Below are 15,763 nucleotides of genomic sequence, written 5' to 3' on the forward strand. Positions count from 1 at the left end.
GCCACGAGGCTAGGGCCCCGTCGCGCGGCGAGTATCAGTCGTTCGACCGGTTCTGGGCGAGCAACTGCGTCAGCTGGGCGCGGTTGGCCACGTTGAGTTTCGGATAGGCCTTGTACAGGTGATAGCCGATCGTCCGCGGGCTGAGGAACAGGCGTGCACCTATGGCTCGGTTGCTCAGTCCCTGCGCTGCCAGTCGCACAACCTGGACCTCCTGCGAGGTGAGTCGACGCAGGGGGTCCGCCGACCGTGTCCGGACACTCTCCGTTTCGCCGCTGGCGCGCAGTTCCGTTCTGGCGCGAATCACCCACGGTTTGGCGTTGAGTCGCTCGAACAGTTCCAACGCAGCCCGCAGTTGCGTTCTCGCATCGGTACGACGGCGCCCCCGGCGCAGCCACTCGCCGTACAGAAGACAGGTACGCGCGTGCTCGAACGACTGCGAAGTCCCCTGGTGCAGATCGACGGCCGCGGCGAACCACTCCTCGACGGCCTCTGCTTCCTGCTCATTGCCGGAAGCAAGCAAAGCCCGGCAGCGCAGCATCACGGCGGTCGGCCACCGCTCGCCGGTTGCCAGTGCCCAGATCGCGAACTGTTCGTACGCCGCCCGCGCATGGGCGGTCTCGTTCAGAGCCGTGGCCGCCTCCACCAAGAGGGGAAGGCTGGGCATGATTGTGATGTTAGGCAGCCGCGTGACGACCTTCAGCCGATCGAAGGCTGCTTCGCGCAGGCCGAGCCCCAGGTCGAGCAGACCGAGTACACCCGGGCTCCAAGTGTCGGCTGTCCCTGGGCCCTCCCATCGCATGGCCGCAACGAGGTCGCGGCACCGCTCGGCAGCACCTTCCACCGCGGCGATGTAGGCGAGGATCGCAGTGAGGTGGACGATGCTCTGCCGCTGACCGGTGTCCCTTGCGATCCGCAGACCTTCGTTGGCGTTGGATGCGGCGTCGCGGTAATGCCCCGTCACGAGCTGCGTCTTCGCCAGGAACACCAGCGCGTCGGGCAGCATCCCGATCGCACCGCGAGAACGGCAGTCGTGCTCCAGGGCCACTGCGAGCCGGTGTGCGGTCTCGATGTCTCCGGTCAGCAGGCTGAGAAAGATCCTCGCCGGCTCGTTCAGCCCGAGCCTGTCGGGCTGGTCGACTCTCCTGGCCAGCACCTCGCGGAGGACTGGCACTCCGGAGTCCGGGCGTCCCGAGGCGACGTCGGCCACTCCGAGGATCGCCTCGGCGATGACGAGAGAGTCAGCGCGCCGGGACAGGCCCAGCGAGCCGAGCAGACCCGTGACCTTCTCCATCGCAGCGATGTCAACCGCCAAGCAGGCCGCCGATGCGGCGCCGAACAGCAACCGGGCGGCGGTTTCCGGCACTTCCCTGCCGATCTGCCGGGCGCCTGTGACGAGAATGTCGCAAGCGAGCTGATGGGAACCCTGCGCCTGGGCGAGTCCCGCCCTGACCTGGGCCAGCACAGCCAGCTGGTGCGGATCGGCAACCATCGTGCTCGCGCGGTCGGCGAGGGTCTTGGCCCGGTCGGCCAGGCCGGCCTCGGCGGCTGCCGCCGCGGCCGCGGTCAATCGACGGCCCCGCGCAAGGCGGTCCGCGCTGAGCTGGGCGGCTCGTTCGTACGCCGCGGTCACGGCCACCCGGCCGCCGCGCTCCGCGGCCCGCTTCGCCGCCCCTTCGAGCTCGTCTGCCACAAACTCGTCGTACTCGGTGGCGCCGGCAGCCAAGTGCCAGGCCCGGCGGTCGGCGTCCTCGGGACCGCAGAGCACGTCCGCAAGCGCTCGGTGCACGGAGACCTGCCGCACAGTCGGCACCGACCTGTAGACGGCTGCGCGGCACAACGGGTGCCGGAACCGTACGGTCGTGCCGTCGACCGACACGAGCCCGCTTCGTTCGGCAGGTACTGCGTCGCGCAAGGTCGCGCCGAACTTCTCGGCCGCAGCCAGTACCGTGCTGAGTTCACCTGTGTCCTCGGCTGCAGCCACCAGGACGAAGGCCTGCGTGTACTCCGGAAGGGCCGCAAACCGATCGACGAACACCTGCTGCACCGGGCTGACACTCGCCTCGACACCCGCCGGCAAGCCATGGACCGGCAGGTCACCAGCTCGCTGAGCCGGCGAGAGCAACTCGGGCAGCTCGAGCAGTGCGAGCGGGTTACCCGCCGCTTCGCTCACGACCCAGTCGCGGACAGGTGCTTGCAGCTCGCCGACTCGATCTTCGACCAAGGACACGGACGCGAAGCGGTCGAGGCCAGGCAGCCGAAGCGTCGGCAGACCGTCTGCGACATCCGCCGCCTGGTCGTCGGCTCCCGCGAGAATGATGGCCACGCCTTCAGCTCCGAGTCGGCGCGCGGCAAAGAGCAACGCGTCCATCGAGGCCCGGTCAGCCCATTGATAGTCGTCGACCAGGCACAGCAGCGGGGCATCGCCGGCGACCTCCGCGAGCAGCGAGAGTACTGCCTGTCCGACCAGGAAGCGGTCATCCGTCGTCGCCGTCACTTGCCCCAATGCCGCCTGCAGGACGTTGGCCTGCACGGTGGGCAACGCCTCGAGATGGTGGAGTTCGTTGTTCAGCAGGAGGTGCAGGAACGCGAAGGGAAGTTCGGCCTCGAACTCGATGCCGGTGCCACGCAAAACCCGCAGGTCCGTGGCCGTCTCGGCCGCGTAATCAAGCAGCGCCGTCTTCCCGATGCCCGCGTCGCCCCGCAGTACCAGGACACCACTCCGCCCGCTGCGTGCTCGGCAGAGCAACCGATCGATCTCAGCACGTTCCCTGTCTCGCCCGTACAACATCGAGCCGATCGTACGAGCGCGCCCAGCCCACGAGGTATCTGTCATCTGACCAGTCGTCGACCCAGTCCCCCGAGGCCGCACCGAGCAGGCCGAGGGCGAACCGGTCGACGCACGAAAGCACCGCCGTAATGACCGGCTGCCCGCTCGAAACTGCTGTCGGTGTGGGCGGATACGGTGCTGGACATGGACTCTGTGCGTATCACCACCGCTTTCATTCCGGTCGCGGATCCGGAGGCGTCGGCCAGCTGGTACAGCCGCGTGCTGGACTTCCGGATCCAGTCAGTCGATGCATGGAGTGCGATTCTCCGCACCGGACAAGGCGACGACTCGACGGCCCTGACGCTGCTCGGACCGGCTAGCGGAATTCAGGTCAAGCCAGGTTTGGACTGGGCGACCTGCAACTTCGCCGTGCGCGACATCATCCAGGCTCGATCTGATCTGGAAGGACACGGCTGCTCCCCGAGCGCCATCGAAGGTGCTCCGGAGATCTGTCTGTTCTTCACCGTCCAGGATCCCGATGACAACACGCTGCTGGTAACCGACCGGTAGTGCGACGGCGTCCTTCACTAACCAAGTCAAGTGCGGCCCAAGCTGCGAGTGATCGAGGAGTAGAAGCCCAGGTGGGGAGTTGTACGCCCGGGTCTCCCTCCCCGCGGCTGATGTCGGCGTGAAACCAATTCAGGAGCGCTGGTAGATGAGGTGAGTGACCCCTAGGCCGTCGATCACGCGCGGAGTGCCGAAACTGTGCGGCTCGTCGTCGAGGCAGTCGAGGCCGTCGAGGCCGTCGAGGCCGTCGAGGCCGTCGAGCATGCGTACGCCGCCGCCGAGCGTCACTGGGACGAGGTCGACGCGGAGCTCGTCCACGAGGTCTGCACGAAGTGCCTGTCCCATGGTCGCCCCCGGGCCGACCCCGACCTTCTTACCGTCGGCCACGGCTTTGGCCCTGTCGATAGCTGCCTCGACGCCGTCGGTGACGAAGACAAAGGGGGTGTCGGTGTCAGTCCAGTCGTCCGGTGGCTGGTGTCACGACGGCCCCGGTCTCGTCGAGCAGTTCTCGCAGGTACGCCGCTGTGGCGCCGTTGGTCCGATAGGTCAGCCGATCGGGCTGGCGTGACGGTGTCACCACGTCACCGGCCGTGCACCACGCGAAAAGGCGATCGAACCCGGTACCGCCCGGTCCAGCGACATAGCCGTCCAGCGAGAGCGATGCCTGCGCATACACCTTGGTCATTTCCACTCCGTTTCTTGGTCGCCTGGAGCTCGAAGCACTCATATCACCTAAGGCCGACACAGCGCCGGGGATCGGCGCTCAATCGTTGCTGGCGGCAACACTGGCAGGTTGGCCAAGCTGGCGACCAACTTGTTGAGGCCGGTGGGGATGGTGCTGGCCCAGGCGGTGGCTAGAGGCCATGGGGCAGATCTGGAAGCCGCCGCTGCAGCTGTCCCCGGTGACGGCCGATCCTGACGAAGCGCGCGTCCGGATATGGGGCTGTGACCTGCGAGTCCTACCTCATGGATGCAACTGTGGCCGGCACTGATGCCAAGGCGAGGCGTTTTGACGAATTCCCGGTCGGTCGGGAAGGGATTCTCTGTTGTTCGGGAAGGTCGTACGGCGACGGTGGGTGTTGTCGGCGTCGATGGTCGATGCCGCGACTTCGAGGTGGTGACAGGCATGGAAGACCGCGACCAGATCGAGCGGAACAAGGCTGTGATCAGGCGGTTCGTCGAGGAAGTCCAGAACGGCAAGGACTTCCACGTCTACGACGAACTCAACGACCCGGAATTCGTCAACCTCAGCAGCCCTCCGGGCGTCCCGGCGGATCGAGAAGGTGGCAAGGTGTTTCTTCAGGCGTTCGCCGAGGCTTACCCCGACGCAACGTTCACGATCGACGACATGATCGCCGAGGGCGACCAGGTCGTGACCAAGAAGACGATGTCGGGTACCAACACCGGGGATTTCGCCGGCGTTCCAGCGACGGGCAGGCGGGTGACCTTGCAATACCTCGACATCATGCGCGTGCGTGACGGGCGAATCGTCCAGCATTGGAACATCCTCGACCAGCTGAGCTGGCTGACCCAGTTGGGCGTCCTTCCGGACCCTTCGAGCGTCCCGACCGGGACGCCGGCAGGCTAGCCGACAGCAGCACCACCGCTTCGCTGACACATTCGGGCGGTCCCGCGGGAGAGCAAACGGTCACGGGGGCCGCCCGACCGACACGGGCGGGGAACTCTCGCAGTGCAGCGGATGGGAGGGACCGCAGACCAGGGCGCGCCTCGTGCGTGCGGGGCCGACGTACGCCGTACGGCTGCGCCCTCGCGTGCCAGCCGGATGGACCCGGCAGCCTTCGCTGGTCTGGATCACCGGCGTGGACTGGCCGATGAACACCGCAGCCCGAAAGGCGGCCTGGCCCGCGTATCTCTCGACCCAAGCGAACTGCAGCGCCAGTCGTGGATCGCAGACCGAGCACCCGCGCTGACCCACAGTTAGCTTGCCGAAGGCAACTGTGTCAGGCACTGTGGTGAGGTGGAGCTGGATCCGGTGCTCGAGTTGTACGGGCTGCCGCCCGAGCAGTTCACCGCTGCCCGCAACCTGCTCGCCAAGACGCTCCGCGACGCCGGCGACACCCGGAGCAGCGAAACCGTACGAGCCCTGCGGAAGCCGACCATCGCGGCTTGGCTGGCCAACCGTCTCGTACGAACAGTGCCGGATCAAATCGCGGAACTCACCGAGTTCGGAGAAGAGCTCCGGGAAGCGCACCACCTCGGCGACCGCACCCGCCTCAAGGTGCTCACACCTCGGCGACACGAACTGGTCAACAGCATCGTGGAGGTCGCGAGGGCGAACGCGGCCCACGATGGACGCTCGATCACGATGAGCACAGCCGAGCGGCTCGCGGCCACCCTGGACGCGGCGCTGGTGGACCCCGGTGCTGCCCAGATGCTGCGTAGTGGGCGCCTCAGCAGCGGGCTCCGGCACGTCGGGTTCGGCGTCGTGGACGAGACCGGTGCGCCGGCTCCGGTTGTCGGGCTGGTGCGTGACCGGCCGACACCCACGGCGACTGCTGCCAAGGCGTCTCCGCGCAAGTCCAGCCCGCCGAAGAAGACGCCAGTCGGGAGGCCAAAGAAGGTCGCACAGCAGGAGCTGATGCGCAGGCAACGCGCGGAGCTGCAGGAGCGTCTGCGAGAGATTGAGGCCGACTACGAAGCAGCCGAGAACGAGCGAGCAACCGCCGAGTCCGAACTGGACGCCAATGAGCACCACATCGCCGACATGCAGACCGCGATCCAACGACTCACCGACGAGCTGGAACAAGCCCGCCGCGAACTACGCCAAGCCCAGAGCCGCACCCACAAACTCGAACGCGCCCTCACCCGCGCCGCCCGATCAGCCGCCGCCGCGCGCCGACGCCGCGACGCCCAGCACCAACGCCTCGAAGCCTTCAACACCTGAGGCCAGCGAGCCGGCGCCTAGGCCATGGAGTGCCGGTCACTACCAGACGCTGGGCGTGAGAAGTCGTCGGCCGCTACACCACGACAGCGACGTTAAATTTGCTGTTGGCAACATTCCTGCAGCGGTCAGCGTGACCCCACGAGAGACGACTGCTCAAGCGAGGTTACGTACGGCGGAGGGCCTCGCGGCGCCAATGGCCGGGGGGTGTGTTGTGGTGGCGGCGGAAGGCGGTGGCGAAGGCGTATTCGTTGCGGTAGCCGACTGCCGCGGCGATGCGGGACAGAGGGGCATTCGTGCGGATCAGTGCGTCCTCGGCGCGGCGCATGCGCAGGGCGGTGAGATAGCGAGCGGGAGACTGGCCGACAACCGCGGTGAAATGGGCGGAGAACGCGGCGCGGGACATGCCGGCCAGCTGGGCCATCGTGGTGACGGTCCAGGGCTTGGCCGGGTCGGCGTGCACCGCTTGGAGGACGCGCGACAGGTTGGAGTCGGCGCCGGCGCGGTACCAACCGGGTGGTTCGGCGTCGGGACGGGACCACCAGGCGCGCAGGGTGTAGACGAGGTTGAGATCGAGCAGCCGGTCCAGAAGCGCTTGCTGGCCAGGTCCTTCGGATGACGCCTCGGCGGCCAGCAACGAGATCGCCGCCGCGTGACGCGGCGCGAGCTGATCGGATCCGACGACGGCGATCCGCGGCAGTGCACGGAGCAACGAGTCGCCGATGCTGCCCTCCAGGACGTACGCGCCGCACAGGATCACCGCGTCCGCGTCGGTCTCCGAGCCCATCGAGCGCGCCTCGGCGATCGGCTCGGCCGCGACACCGACAGCACTCACCAGTCGGTACGGCGTACCCGCGGTCACCAGTACGATGTCGTGCGCGCGCAGAGGCACCGGGTCGGCATCAGGCAGCTCGATCCAGCCGCTGCCCTGCAGCAACAGGTGGGCCGTGAGCGGCCGCGTCCCGCTGAACTGCAGCCCCCACGGCGCCTGACGACCCAGGACCGAGAAGACTGCTCCGCGGGCCCGCGCCTGCGCCAGCTCGTCGGCCAGGATGTCCACTCTCGAAGCCTAGACGATCACGAAGGAAAGGGAGACAAACACTGATTGTTCGTCCAGTCGCCGCGCCATACCGTCAACGACATGGCTACGTTTCTTATCCTCGGCGGTACAGGCAAGGTCGGCCGCCGTCTCGCTCGCGTCCTCGACCAGGACGGCCACACCACCCGACCCGTCGGCCGCTCGACGACGCCGATCCGGTTCGACTGGAACTCCCCTGCGACCTGGGACGCCGCGACCGCCGGTGCCGACGGCATCTTCGTCGTCGGGCCCGGCTCCGCCACGGATTGGAGCCCGCAGCTGAGCAAGCTCCTCGAGACCGCGTCGACGGTTGACCACGTCGTACTGCTATCCGCACGGGGTGTCGAGTTCCGGCCCGAGGGCAACGTCGCGCATGCCGAGCGGGTGCTGCGCGAAGGGCCGGTTCCGTGGACGATCCTGCGGCCGACACACTTCGCGCAGAACTTCACCGAGGCGATGTTCACGCCGGTCGACGGGCGGATCGTCGCACCGGTCGGCGGAGGTGCGCAGCCGTTCGTCGACGTCGAGGACATCGCTGAGGTCGCGGGCCAGTTGCTCGCGACCGGCGCGGGCAAGGGCGAGACGATCGAGCTGTCCGGTCCGCGCGCGATCACGTTCGACGCGGCCGCGCGAATCCTCGCCGAGACCACTGGCCGGCCGGTCGAGTTCCAGGACCAGGACCCCGAGGAGCACGCGGCACAGTTGCGGTCGGTCGGTACTCCGGAGGAGTACATCCAGTGGCGCCTCGCCATGCTGGGCGGCATCCGCCGCGGCGAAGACGCCTACCTCAGCGACGGCGTCACCCAGGTCCTCGGCCGCCCCGCCACCGACTTCCCCACCTGGGCAACCCGCGAGGCCGCCGGCAAGACAGCTGCCGACTGATGCCCCGCGGCCGAGCGACTTACCGGCCGTAAGCTTCGAGGAGGCGGAGCCAGACCTCGCTGACGGTGGGGAAGGCTGGTACGGCGTGCCAGAGCCGGTCCAGTGGGACCTCGCCGACCACCGCGATCGTTGCTGCGTGCAACATTTCCGCGACGTCCGGGCCGACTAGGGTGAGGCCGGCGATCACCTTCCGGTCCTCGTCGACGACCATCCGGGCATGGCCCTGGTAGCCCTCTGCGTGCAGGGACGAACCCGCGGTGGCGGCCAAGTCGTAGTCGACGACCCGGATCCGAAGCCCGGCGGCTTCGGCAGCGGCCGCGGTCAGTCCGACGGACGCGACCTCCGGATCGGTGAAGACGACCTGCGGTACCGCGCGCTCGTCTGCCGTGGCGACGTGCCGGCCCCAAGGCTCGTCGGCCACCGCCTCGCCCTTCGCCCGCGCCACGATGACGTCGCCCACGGCGCGCGCCTGGTACTTGCCCTGGTGGGTCAGCAGCACCCGCCGGTTCACGTCACCCGCCGCGTAGAGCCAGCCGTCGCCGAGTGGCGCGCCGTCCGCACCGAGAACCCGCAGGGTGTCGTCGACCATGAGCCACTCTCCCGGCGTCAGCCCGACCGCATCGAGCCCGAGGTCGCGGGTGTTCGGCGTACGGCCGATCGCGACGAGCAGTTCGTCGGCGTCGACCTGTTCACCGTCGGCCAGCGTGATCGAGACGCTGCCGTCGTCGTTGCGCTTCACCGATCCGGCCTCGGCGCCGATCCGGACCGAAACACCCTTGGCACGCAGCGATTCCGCGACCCGCTCGCCGACGAACGGCTCCGCCAGGTGCAGTACGCCGTCCCGCGCCAGCATCGTGACCGAGGACCCGAACTCGCTGAACGCGGTCGCCAGCTCCGAGGCCACCACGCCGCCACCGATGATCGCCAGCCGGCCCGGAACCTCCTTCGCCGCGACCGCCTCCCGGCTGGTCCACGGCGCCGCATCCCGAAGCCCCTCGATGTCCGGGACCAGCGCACCACTTCCGGTCGCGACGACGACCGCGTGGCGGGCGGTCAACGTGGTCGTCGTACCGTCGTCCGCGGTGACCTCGACGACCCGGTCGGCGCTGATGCGGCCGTGGCCGCGGTACAGCGGGATGCCGGCCGACTCGAGCCACGACACCTGCCCGTCGTCCTGCCAGTTGGAGGCGAACGCGTCCCGGCGGTCGAGCACCGCCGCGACGTCCAGATCACCCGTCACCGCCTCACGGGCGCCGGGCACCTGACGGGCGGCCCGAAGCGCGGCGCCGCTGCGCAGCAACGCCTTCGTCGGCATACAGGCCCAGTACGAGCACTCCCCGCCGACCAGTTCACGCTCGACGATGGCGACGGTCAGGCCGCCCTGGACGATGCGGTCGGCAACGTTCTCCCCGACCGGGCCCGCGCCGATCACGACGACGTCGTACGTCGTGGTCATGTCAGTTCCCCTTCGCTGCACGGCCGAGGCGGAGCGCCGACACCAGGAAGAAGATGCCGCCGAGAACGGCGTACCCGCCGATGTTGGTCAGCTTCGGGTTGTCCGCGGAGGCAGCCGCGACGAACGAGGCGCCGGCCAGGACCGAGATGCCGCCGCTCAGGATCATCGGCCACTGACCGCCCATGCCACGGCGGCCGAGGGCGACGATCAGCTGGACGAGCCCGGCGACGATGGCCCAGGCGCCCCACACCCGCAGGACCGCCGGCACACCGGAGGCGGCGGCGATCGCCAGGCCGATGGTGGCGATCGCGCTGATCGCCATGTTCACGTACAGGCCGCGGGCCGAGCCGTGGGGATGGGACGAGCGGGCGTCGACAACCGCCGCGGCGAGGTCGAACAGCGGGTAGATGACGACCAGCGTCACGCCGAGCGCGCCGAGGTCGGCCTTGGTGGTGAACAACAGGATCGCCCACACGATGGCGAACGCGAACCGTACGAAGTACAGCCGGCGCAGCGCCCCCGCGACCCCTGCGGCGGCGATTGGTGATTCAACGGTGCTCACGATGATCCTCTCGAGATGATGTTCGGCACGGCCTGTGCAGTAGACCGAACGTTCCGTTCACTCACCATCTCGCGCGGCACCATCGTTGTCAAGACAGAACGTTCTACCTCCCAGACCTGTAGACGGAACGTTCTATTCGCTACTCTGGCCACATGACCACCAGCCAGCCAGAGACCCGGACCTCGGAGGCACGACAGCGTCTGCTCGCCACGGCGACGCGGATCTTCTACGCCGAGGGCATCCACGCGGTCGGCGTCGACCGCCTGGTCGCGGAGGCGAAGGTGACTCGGGCCACCTTCTACCGGCACTTTCCCAGCAAGGAAGATCTCGTCGTCGGTTACCTGCGCGAGGTCCACGCGATGGAACGCGGCGCCGTCGACGCGGCGATCGCCGCCAACCCGTCGCCGGCCGACGCCTTGCTGGCCATCGCCGACTGGATCTCACAGGCCATCCAGTCCCCCGGGTTCCGCGGCTGCGCCTTCCTGAACGCCGCAGCGGAGTACCCCGCCGGGCAGCCGGCGCACGACGAGGTCATCGCCCATCGGCAGTGGTTCCTGGAGACGCTCACCACCTTGATGGCGCAGGTCCATGCCCGGACCGCTGAGCCTGCGGCGCGCCATTTCGTCATGCTGCGCGACGGCGCGATGGCGGCCGGCTGCCTGTTCGACCCGGTCTTGGTATCGGAGACCTTTCACCAGGGGATCGAGGGACTGCTCCGGGTGAACGCCGAACGCCAGGCGAACGAAACGGCCAGGTAGAACGATCGGTCTTGACTCGCTCGCAGCGGCGGACTACGGTCACACGTGATAGAACGTTCGTTCCACCAATCCGGGTGGTCCGAACAAGGGAGCGAGGAGATCACCCATGCCGACCAAGATCACGCTGATCATCGACCACCCGACCGACCCCGACGCCTTCGAGCGCGTGTACGCCGACGTGAAGCGGGCCGCCGCCACGTTCCCGAAGCTGCAGCGGCTCGAGTCGGCCAAGGTCTGGCCGAAGGAGGACGGCACCCCCACCCCGTCGTACCGGACGCTGGACCTGTACTTCGACAGCTACGAGGACGCCTCCGCAGCCGTCGCGACGCCGGCAGCCGGGGAGCTGTTCGGCGCACTCGTCGGCAGCGGCGTTCCCTTCCAGGGACTGTTCTCGGAGATCGAGCAGTCGTAGCGAGTCCTTGGTGTCCTCTCACCCTGTGCCGATCAGCCGGTGGCAGCGTCGTGGACGCGCAGCCGGACGGTTGCCGCGCCTAGAAGTGGCGCCGGTACACCTCTGGTGACCGCCCGTTGAAGGAGGTCGCCGAGGATCGGTTCGACCTCGGTTCTCCGGCCGGCGGCGAAGTCGCGATAGAGAGAGGTCGCGAAGGATGAGCCCGGTGTGGTGAGCGCGCCGGCAACCTGGGCGCGCGCGGCCTCCCTGACCGGGTGCCCTTCGGCGGCGACCACGGCGGCGGCCTCCTCGATGACCTGCCCGATCAAGGCCGGACCGTCGTCGACGGTGAGGATCGTGCCGGCCGGGCCGCCGAGGAGCACGGTCGCGGTGCCGCCGGCGGCCATGAAGAACCACTTCTCCCACATCTCCTGCACGATGGTGTCCGATACCCGCGACTCGAACGCGGCCGTCGCGAAGGTCGCCTGGATGGCCGATACCCGGGGAGTGATCGTTCCATCGAGCTCTCCGAACGTGATGCTCGCGGCCGGTGCGAGCTGGCGGATCAGCCCGTCAGGTTCCAGTTCCGTCGCCACCAGTCCGACGCCGCCGAGTACGCGTCCCGGACCGAACCGGTGTTCGAGGACGTCGATGTGCAGGATGCCGTTCAGCAGCGGCAGGATCGCTGTTTCTTCTCCAACCGCTGGGGCCACGTCGGCCGCGGCCGCGTCGAGGGCGGTGCCCTTCACCGCCAGCAGGATCAGGTCGAAGGTGGAGTGCAAGTCGTCCGCGCTCACGACCTTGGCCCGAACCGCGGCGACGGTGCCGTCCAGGTTCGCGATGCGGATCCCGTCCGTGGCGAGTTGGCGCCTGCGTCCGTTGCGGACGAGGAAGGTGACATCAGCGCCGGACTCAATTAGGCGGGCGCCGAAGAATCCGCCCACCGCGCCGGCCCCGACAACCAGAACACGCATGATCGTCGACCTCAGTTCTCGAACAGGCGCAGCGCGCTCAGCCACACCGTGTACGGGTTGACGCGCTGCGGATATCTCGCGGTCATCGCGGCGTAGAACCCGGCTCGGTCGGTACTGCGCCCGATGACCGCGGCGGCCGCATCGAGGTACCGGCGGGTTTCGCCGATATCGGAGGCGGCGTCCGGCCGGTCCGCGTCCTTGTGTCCGGAGACAACGAGACGCGGGGCGAGAGCTGCGACCTTGTCGAGCGCATGGTGCCAGGCTTCCAGGCCGCCGTCGCGGCCCTCGGCGACGTACTGGTGGACGTTGTTGTAGACCACGTCACCGGCTACCACGAGGTCGAGCGAGGGCACATGCAGGACGGATGTGTCGTCTGTGTCGGAATGCCCCACCTCGTGCGCGAAGAGCTCCTGACCGGCAAGGCGCAGACCTCCCGCGGCGAAGGCGGTGCCGTGCACGGTGACGGGAGCCGCGGGTACGGCGTCGCCGAACAGGCTGCTCCACCGCTCTGGCACAGCAGCGTCGGGGGTCTCCCCCGCGATTCGGTCGAGGATGGCCTGACTGGTCAGGACCTCCACATCCGGGAACGCGGCCGTCAGGTAGTTGGTGGTGAGCCAGTGATCGGCGTGGGCGTGGGTGAGGTAGATGTACCTCAGCGTTACCCGGTGGCCCTTGATCCAAGTGATCAGTTCGTCCGCTTGGCCGCGTGTGATCGGCGGGTCCGTCAGCAGCGCCTCCGTGTCGCCGTGAATCAGGGTGTGTGCCAACGGAGACCACTGCGGCAGGGCGCCGTCCGCGAGCGACTTCCCGGCGGCGGGGATCATGCCCGACACGTGAACGTCATAGCGAAGCGTGCCGCTCATCGGGCCATCTCCGGACGGCTCACGGCTCGCAGGTCCTCGGGCTGCAGGAAGAAATGCCCGTACTCCGTGCCGGCGAAGTGCTCGGCCATGATCCCCGACCACAGGAGCACGGACCGCAACGGCCGGTGGTTGACGACGATGTTGTCCACCAGGCCCGCATCGTTGTACCGGATCACCACGACGCTGCCGATCGGCTCCCCCTGGACGGTGGCGACGTAGTCTTCGACGAAATCGCTCTCGCCGTACCGGCCGACGACGTTGAACTCCTGATAGTCGTACAGCGTTCGGGCAAAGCCGAGGATCGCCCGCGCCGCCTCCGGCCCCGTCGCGATGCCGTTCATCACGGCTGCTTCCAGCGTCACGTTATCGGCGAGCTTTCCCAGCCACTCCGGCGTGTAGTCGGTGCGATGCGTGCTCACATCACCGCTACCCAGATACGTCGTCATCGGCCATCCTCTCGAACATTGATTGACATGACCGTACATCGTTTACCTCTGTCATGCTAGAAGATGGGCGGCTAGCATGAGCCTGACGCGGGCGTGCGACCGCGCAGTGACTCGTGGTGGGTCATGTCGCTGAGGATCGAGGTGGGTTGTGGTCAGTAGGTTCGCCGTAGTGGAGGCGCCGGGCGAGCTGGCGGTGGTGCAGAGCTTGCTGAACACTGCAGCGGTGCCGAAGAACGGCGCGGCCTTGCCGGATCTGCTGGACACTCCGGACACTGCGGCTGCCTGGTTGGCCTCCGTCGGCGCCCCGACGGATCAACCCGGCCTCCGGGAACTACACCGCCTCCGGGACGCGTTGCGCGCGGCGCTCATCAGCCGTGACCATGAACCGTCGGTAGAGAACTCGATGGATGGTGAGATCTCGATGTCCGTGACCGTCCGCCTGGGCTCCGACGGAACTGTGTCCGTCGGACCTCAACCGGGCGAGGGTCTGGCCGAGCGCATCTTGCTGACCGTGTACGCGGCGCAGCTCACGAAGGATTGGTCGCGCCTCAAGGTATGCCGGAACCCGCAATGCCGGGTCGCGTTCTGGGACAGCTCCCGTAACTCCAGCGCCGTCTGGCACGACTCCCGCACCTGCGGCAACATCGCCAACCTCCGCAACTCCAGAGCCCGCCGTCGTACCGTGACCGCGGGCAAACCCGCGCCGGACCCGAACCCCGCCACGGAAGGACGAAACCGCGCGACGCTACCGCGCAGGTCCGGAAGTTAGTGGTGTGAGCTGGATCTGCTTCGCGAGGGCGTATGCCATGGGCCGGTCGTGCTCGTCGGCGACGAAGACTCGACCGATGAGCAGAGCAGCGCGATGCGGTATGTCGATCCGGGTCATGCCGTTCGGCGTGGAGCCGTTCCACGTCGGTTCGCAGAGCAGAAAGTCGCCGGCGGCAGTTCCGGTGGTGCGTTTGCCGACGTAGGCGAAGTTGGCGCCGCTGGTCGGGTCGGTGAATTGCACGCAGAAGTAGCGGTCGTCCATGTCGAGTACGTGCAGTACTCGCGGCCCGTCTTTCACGTCCAGCCATCCGCCGATGTAGAGCAGATCGTCCGTGCCGGTCGCGATGACGCTGCCGCTTGCCGCGGACTCGGATGGGCTCTCCGGTACGGCGTACAGCGTGTTGACCGGGATCGGACCGCCGCCCAGGCCGCGTTGGGTGAAGATGCGATGGAAGCTGCCCACCGTTATCCGCGGCCAGAAGCAGATGAAGACGACCGTTCCGATCACCCACACCACGAGGGCTGTCGCCGCGAGCAGAATGATCGTCTGCACGCCGCCGTCGCCAATGCGGCGGTAGATGACCCAGGCGAACACGGCCAGGATGACGATCGTGATCGGGCTGCCGTATTTCAGGATGAGGCGGTTCATGATCGCACCTCGACAACGGGCGGGACCTGGTAGTCACCGTCGATGATGCGGGCACCGGGCAGGTAGGCGCGGAGCATGAGCTTGAACCGCCCGGGCGGGGTCGCGAGCCAGTTCTGTGCCGCACTGGATGGCTGATCCGGTTGCAGCAGGATGTCGACCGAGCCGTCGGCGTTCGTCACCAGCCCGGAGTGGCTGTCGACGCTCGATCGACCGGCCGAGCCACTGACGAGGTAGCCGCCGGTGTCGGTCGCCGTGAGCGACCAGAAGGCGTCATTCGGGGGGAGCTCGTTCGCGGCGAAGTGGAGGCGATAAGCGCGCGTGCCGTTGAGACGGGCCCCGGCAGCATCGGTGATCGCGGTCCAGTAGGCGGCCTCCTCGAACACGTTGACGACCGGGAGGGCCTTTTGCAGCGCGGCACGCACCAGCAGTCCGTTGCCGGGCTGACCAGCCCTCCGGATCGCGCTCCAGCCGTTGACCGTCGTCGTCTCGCTCCTGGCCACGGCGTTCAGCACCAGAACCGTTGTCAGGAACGCGAAGGTCAGGCCGATGATCACACCCTGGACAACGCCTGAATGAGCCACCCAGGCAAGGAAGCCGGTCATGACGAGGCCCACCCCTCCTGGCGTTCTGCCGGTCTGTGTCGGTGGGTCGTTGTCAGCTCCATTGCCGAAAACCCTAGGCACTGGATAGTGCTAATACA

Annotated in this window: 18 protein-coding genes; 7 read left to right on the forward strand and 11 right to left on the reverse strand. The window is 67.9% G+C overall.

All coding sequences use genetic code 11. The features are described from left to right. Positions 1-34 precede the first annotated feature (34 nt). Positions 35-2,788, reverse strand: a complete 2,754-nt coding sequence (locus AB0J62_RS13410; RefSeq protein ID WP_363868760.1) for an AAA family ATPase — start codon at positions 2,786-2,788, stop codon at positions 35-37. A gap of 183 nt (positions 2,789-2,971) precedes the next feature. On the opposite strand from AB0J62_RS13410, the gene AB0J62_RS13415 reads away from it, so the two are divergent. Continuing rightward, positions 2,972-3,337: a VOC family protein gene (locus AB0J62_RS13415; protein ID WP_363870442.1), complete on the forward strand. Its 366-nt coding sequence runs from the start codon at positions 2,972-2,974 to the stop codon at positions 3,335-3,337. Positions 3,338-3,466: 129 nt separating this feature from the next. On the opposite strand, the gene AB0J62_RS13420 is transcribed toward AB0J62_RS13415, so the two are convergent. After that, positions 3,467-3,721 (reverse strand): hypothetical protein, encoded by a 255-nt coding sequence (locus AB0J62_RS13420; RefSeq protein WP_363868763.1) that lies wholly within the window; start codon positions 3,719-3,721, stop codon positions 3,467-3,469. Between the two features lie 64 nt (positions 3,722-3,785). Continuing rightward, positions 3,786-4,019 (reverse strand): hypothetical protein, encoded by a 234-nt coding sequence (locus AB0J62_RS13425; protein ID WP_363868766.1) that lies wholly within the window; start codon positions 4,017-4,019, stop codon positions 3,786-3,788. Between the two features lie 441 nt (positions 4,020-4,460). On the opposite strand from AB0J62_RS13425, the gene AB0J62_RS13430 reads away from it, so the two are divergent. Both AB0J62_RS13430 and AB0J62_RS13435 read left to right on the forward strand, forming a co-directional pair. Continuing rightward, positions 4,461-4,922: an ester cyclase gene (locus AB0J62_RS13430; RefSeq protein WP_363868769.1), complete on the forward strand. Its 462-nt coding sequence runs from the start codon at positions 4,461-4,463 to the stop codon at positions 4,920-4,922. A gap of 390 nt (positions 4,923-5,312) precedes the next feature. Further along, positions 5,313-6,239 carry a hypothetical protein gene (locus AB0J62_RS13435; protein ID WP_363868772.1) on the forward strand — a complete coding sequence of 309 codons (927 nt, stop codon included), beginning with the start codon at positions 5,313-5,315 and terminating at the stop codon, positions 6,237-6,239. A gap of 163 nt (positions 6,240-6,402) precedes the next feature. Here the strand turns inward: AB0J62_RS13435 and AB0J62_RS13440 are convergent, their stop codons facing one another. Continuing rightward, a complete protein-coding gene (locus tag AB0J62_RS13440; protein WP_363868775.1) occupies positions 6,403-7,296 on the reverse strand; it encodes an AraC family transcriptional regulator in 894 nt (297 codons plus the stop codon). Positions 7,297-7,377: 81 nt separating this feature from the next. Between AB0J62_RS13440 and AB0J62_RS13445 the strand changes: the two genes are divergently transcribed. After that, on the forward strand, positions 7,378-8,196 hold the full coding sequence (locus tag AB0J62_RS13445) for an NAD(P)H-binding protein (RefSeq protein ID WP_363868778.1): 819 nt from the start codon (positions 7,378-7,380) through the stop codon (positions 8,194-8,196). Between the two features lie 19 nt (positions 8,197-8,215). On the opposite strand, the gene AB0J62_RS13450 is transcribed toward AB0J62_RS13445, so the two are convergent. Together AB0J62_RS13450 and AB0J62_RS13455 are read right to left on the reverse strand one after the other, a co-directional pair. Beyond that, a complete protein-coding gene (locus AB0J62_RS13450; protein ID WP_363868781.1) occupies positions 8,216-9,652 on the reverse strand; it encodes an NAD(P)/FAD-dependent oxidoreductase in 1,437 nt (478 codons plus the stop codon). Position 9,653: 1 nt separating this feature from the next. Then, positions 9,654-10,214, reverse strand: coding sequence for a hypothetical protein (locus tag AB0J62_RS13455; RefSeq protein WP_363868784.1), 561 nt, complete (start codon positions 10,212-10,214; stop codon positions 9,654-9,656). 152 nt (positions 10,215-10,366) lie between these two features. On the opposite strand from AB0J62_RS13455, the gene AB0J62_RS13460 reads away from it, so the two are divergent. Together AB0J62_RS13460 and AB0J62_RS13465 are read left to right on the forward strand one after the other, a co-directional pair. After that, positions 10,367-10,972: a TetR/AcrR family transcriptional regulator gene (locus AB0J62_RS13460; RefSeq protein ID WP_363868787.1), complete on the forward strand. Its 606-nt coding sequence runs from the start codon at positions 10,367-10,369 to the stop codon at positions 10,970-10,972. Positions 10,973-11,078: 106 nt separating this feature from the next. Then, positions 11,079-11,384, forward strand: a complete 306-nt coding sequence (locus AB0J62_RS13465; RefSeq protein WP_363868790.1) for a hypothetical protein — start codon at positions 11,079-11,081, stop codon at positions 11,382-11,384. A gap of 32 nt (positions 11,385-11,416) precedes the next feature. Here AB0J62_RS13465 and AB0J62_RS13470 read toward each other — a convergent pair whose 3' ends face one another. The 3 genes from AB0J62_RS13470 to AB0J62_RS13480 are packed head-to-tail and all read right to left on the reverse strand — an operon-like array spanning position 11,417 to position 13,646. After that, positions 11,417-12,337: a 2-dehydropantoate 2-reductase gene (locus AB0J62_RS13470; RefSeq protein ID WP_363868793.1), complete on the reverse strand. Its 921-nt coding sequence runs from the start codon at positions 12,335-12,337 to the stop codon at positions 11,417-11,419. A gap of 11 nt (positions 12,338-12,348) precedes the next feature. Then, on the reverse strand, positions 12,349-13,200 hold the full coding sequence (locus AB0J62_RS13475) for an MBL fold metallo-hydrolase (protein WP_363868796.1): 852 nt from the start codon (positions 13,198-13,200) through the stop codon (positions 12,349-12,351). Further along, the gene (locus tag AB0J62_RS13480) at positions 13,197-13,646 is read right to left on the reverse strand and encodes a hypothetical protein (protein WP_363868799.1); all 450 of its coding nucleotides are present in this window, start codon (positions 13,644-13,646) and stop codon (positions 13,197-13,199) included. Before AB0J62_RS13480 ends, AB0J62_RS13475 begins: the two co-directional genes overlap by 4 nt. Positions 13,647-13,794: 148 nt before the next feature. Here AB0J62_RS13480 and AB0J62_RS13485 point away from each other — a divergent pair, with 148 nt between their 5' ends. After that, entirely contained in the window at positions 13,795-14,415 is a 621-nt protein-coding gene (locus AB0J62_RS13485) for a CGNR zinc finger domain-containing protein (RefSeq protein WP_363868802.1), read from the forward strand. Here AB0J62_RS13485 and AB0J62_RS13490 read toward each other — a convergent pair. Together AB0J62_RS13490 and AB0J62_RS13495 are read right to left on the reverse strand one after the other, a co-directional pair. Continuing rightward, a complete protein-coding gene (locus AB0J62_RS13490) occupies positions 14,392-15,063 on the reverse strand; it encodes a DUF1254 domain-containing protein (RefSeq protein ID WP_363868805.1) in 672 nt (223 codons plus the stop codon). The two genes, AB0J62_RS13485 and AB0J62_RS13490, sit on opposite strands and share 24 nt — an antisense overlap. After that, positions 15,060-15,665 carry a DUF1214 domain-containing protein gene (locus AB0J62_RS13495; protein WP_363868808.1) on the reverse strand — a complete coding sequence of 202 codons (606 nt, stop codon included), beginning with the start codon at positions 15,663-15,665 and terminating at the stop codon, positions 15,060-15,062. Before AB0J62_RS13495 ends, AB0J62_RS13490 begins: the two co-directional genes overlap by 4 nt. Positions 15,666-15,763: the final 98 nt, after the last annotated feature.

The organism is Kribbella sp. NPDC049584, assembly GCF_040675555.1.
Lineage (GTDB): Bacteria > Actinomycetota > Actinomycetes > Propionibacteriales > Kribbellaceae > Kribbella.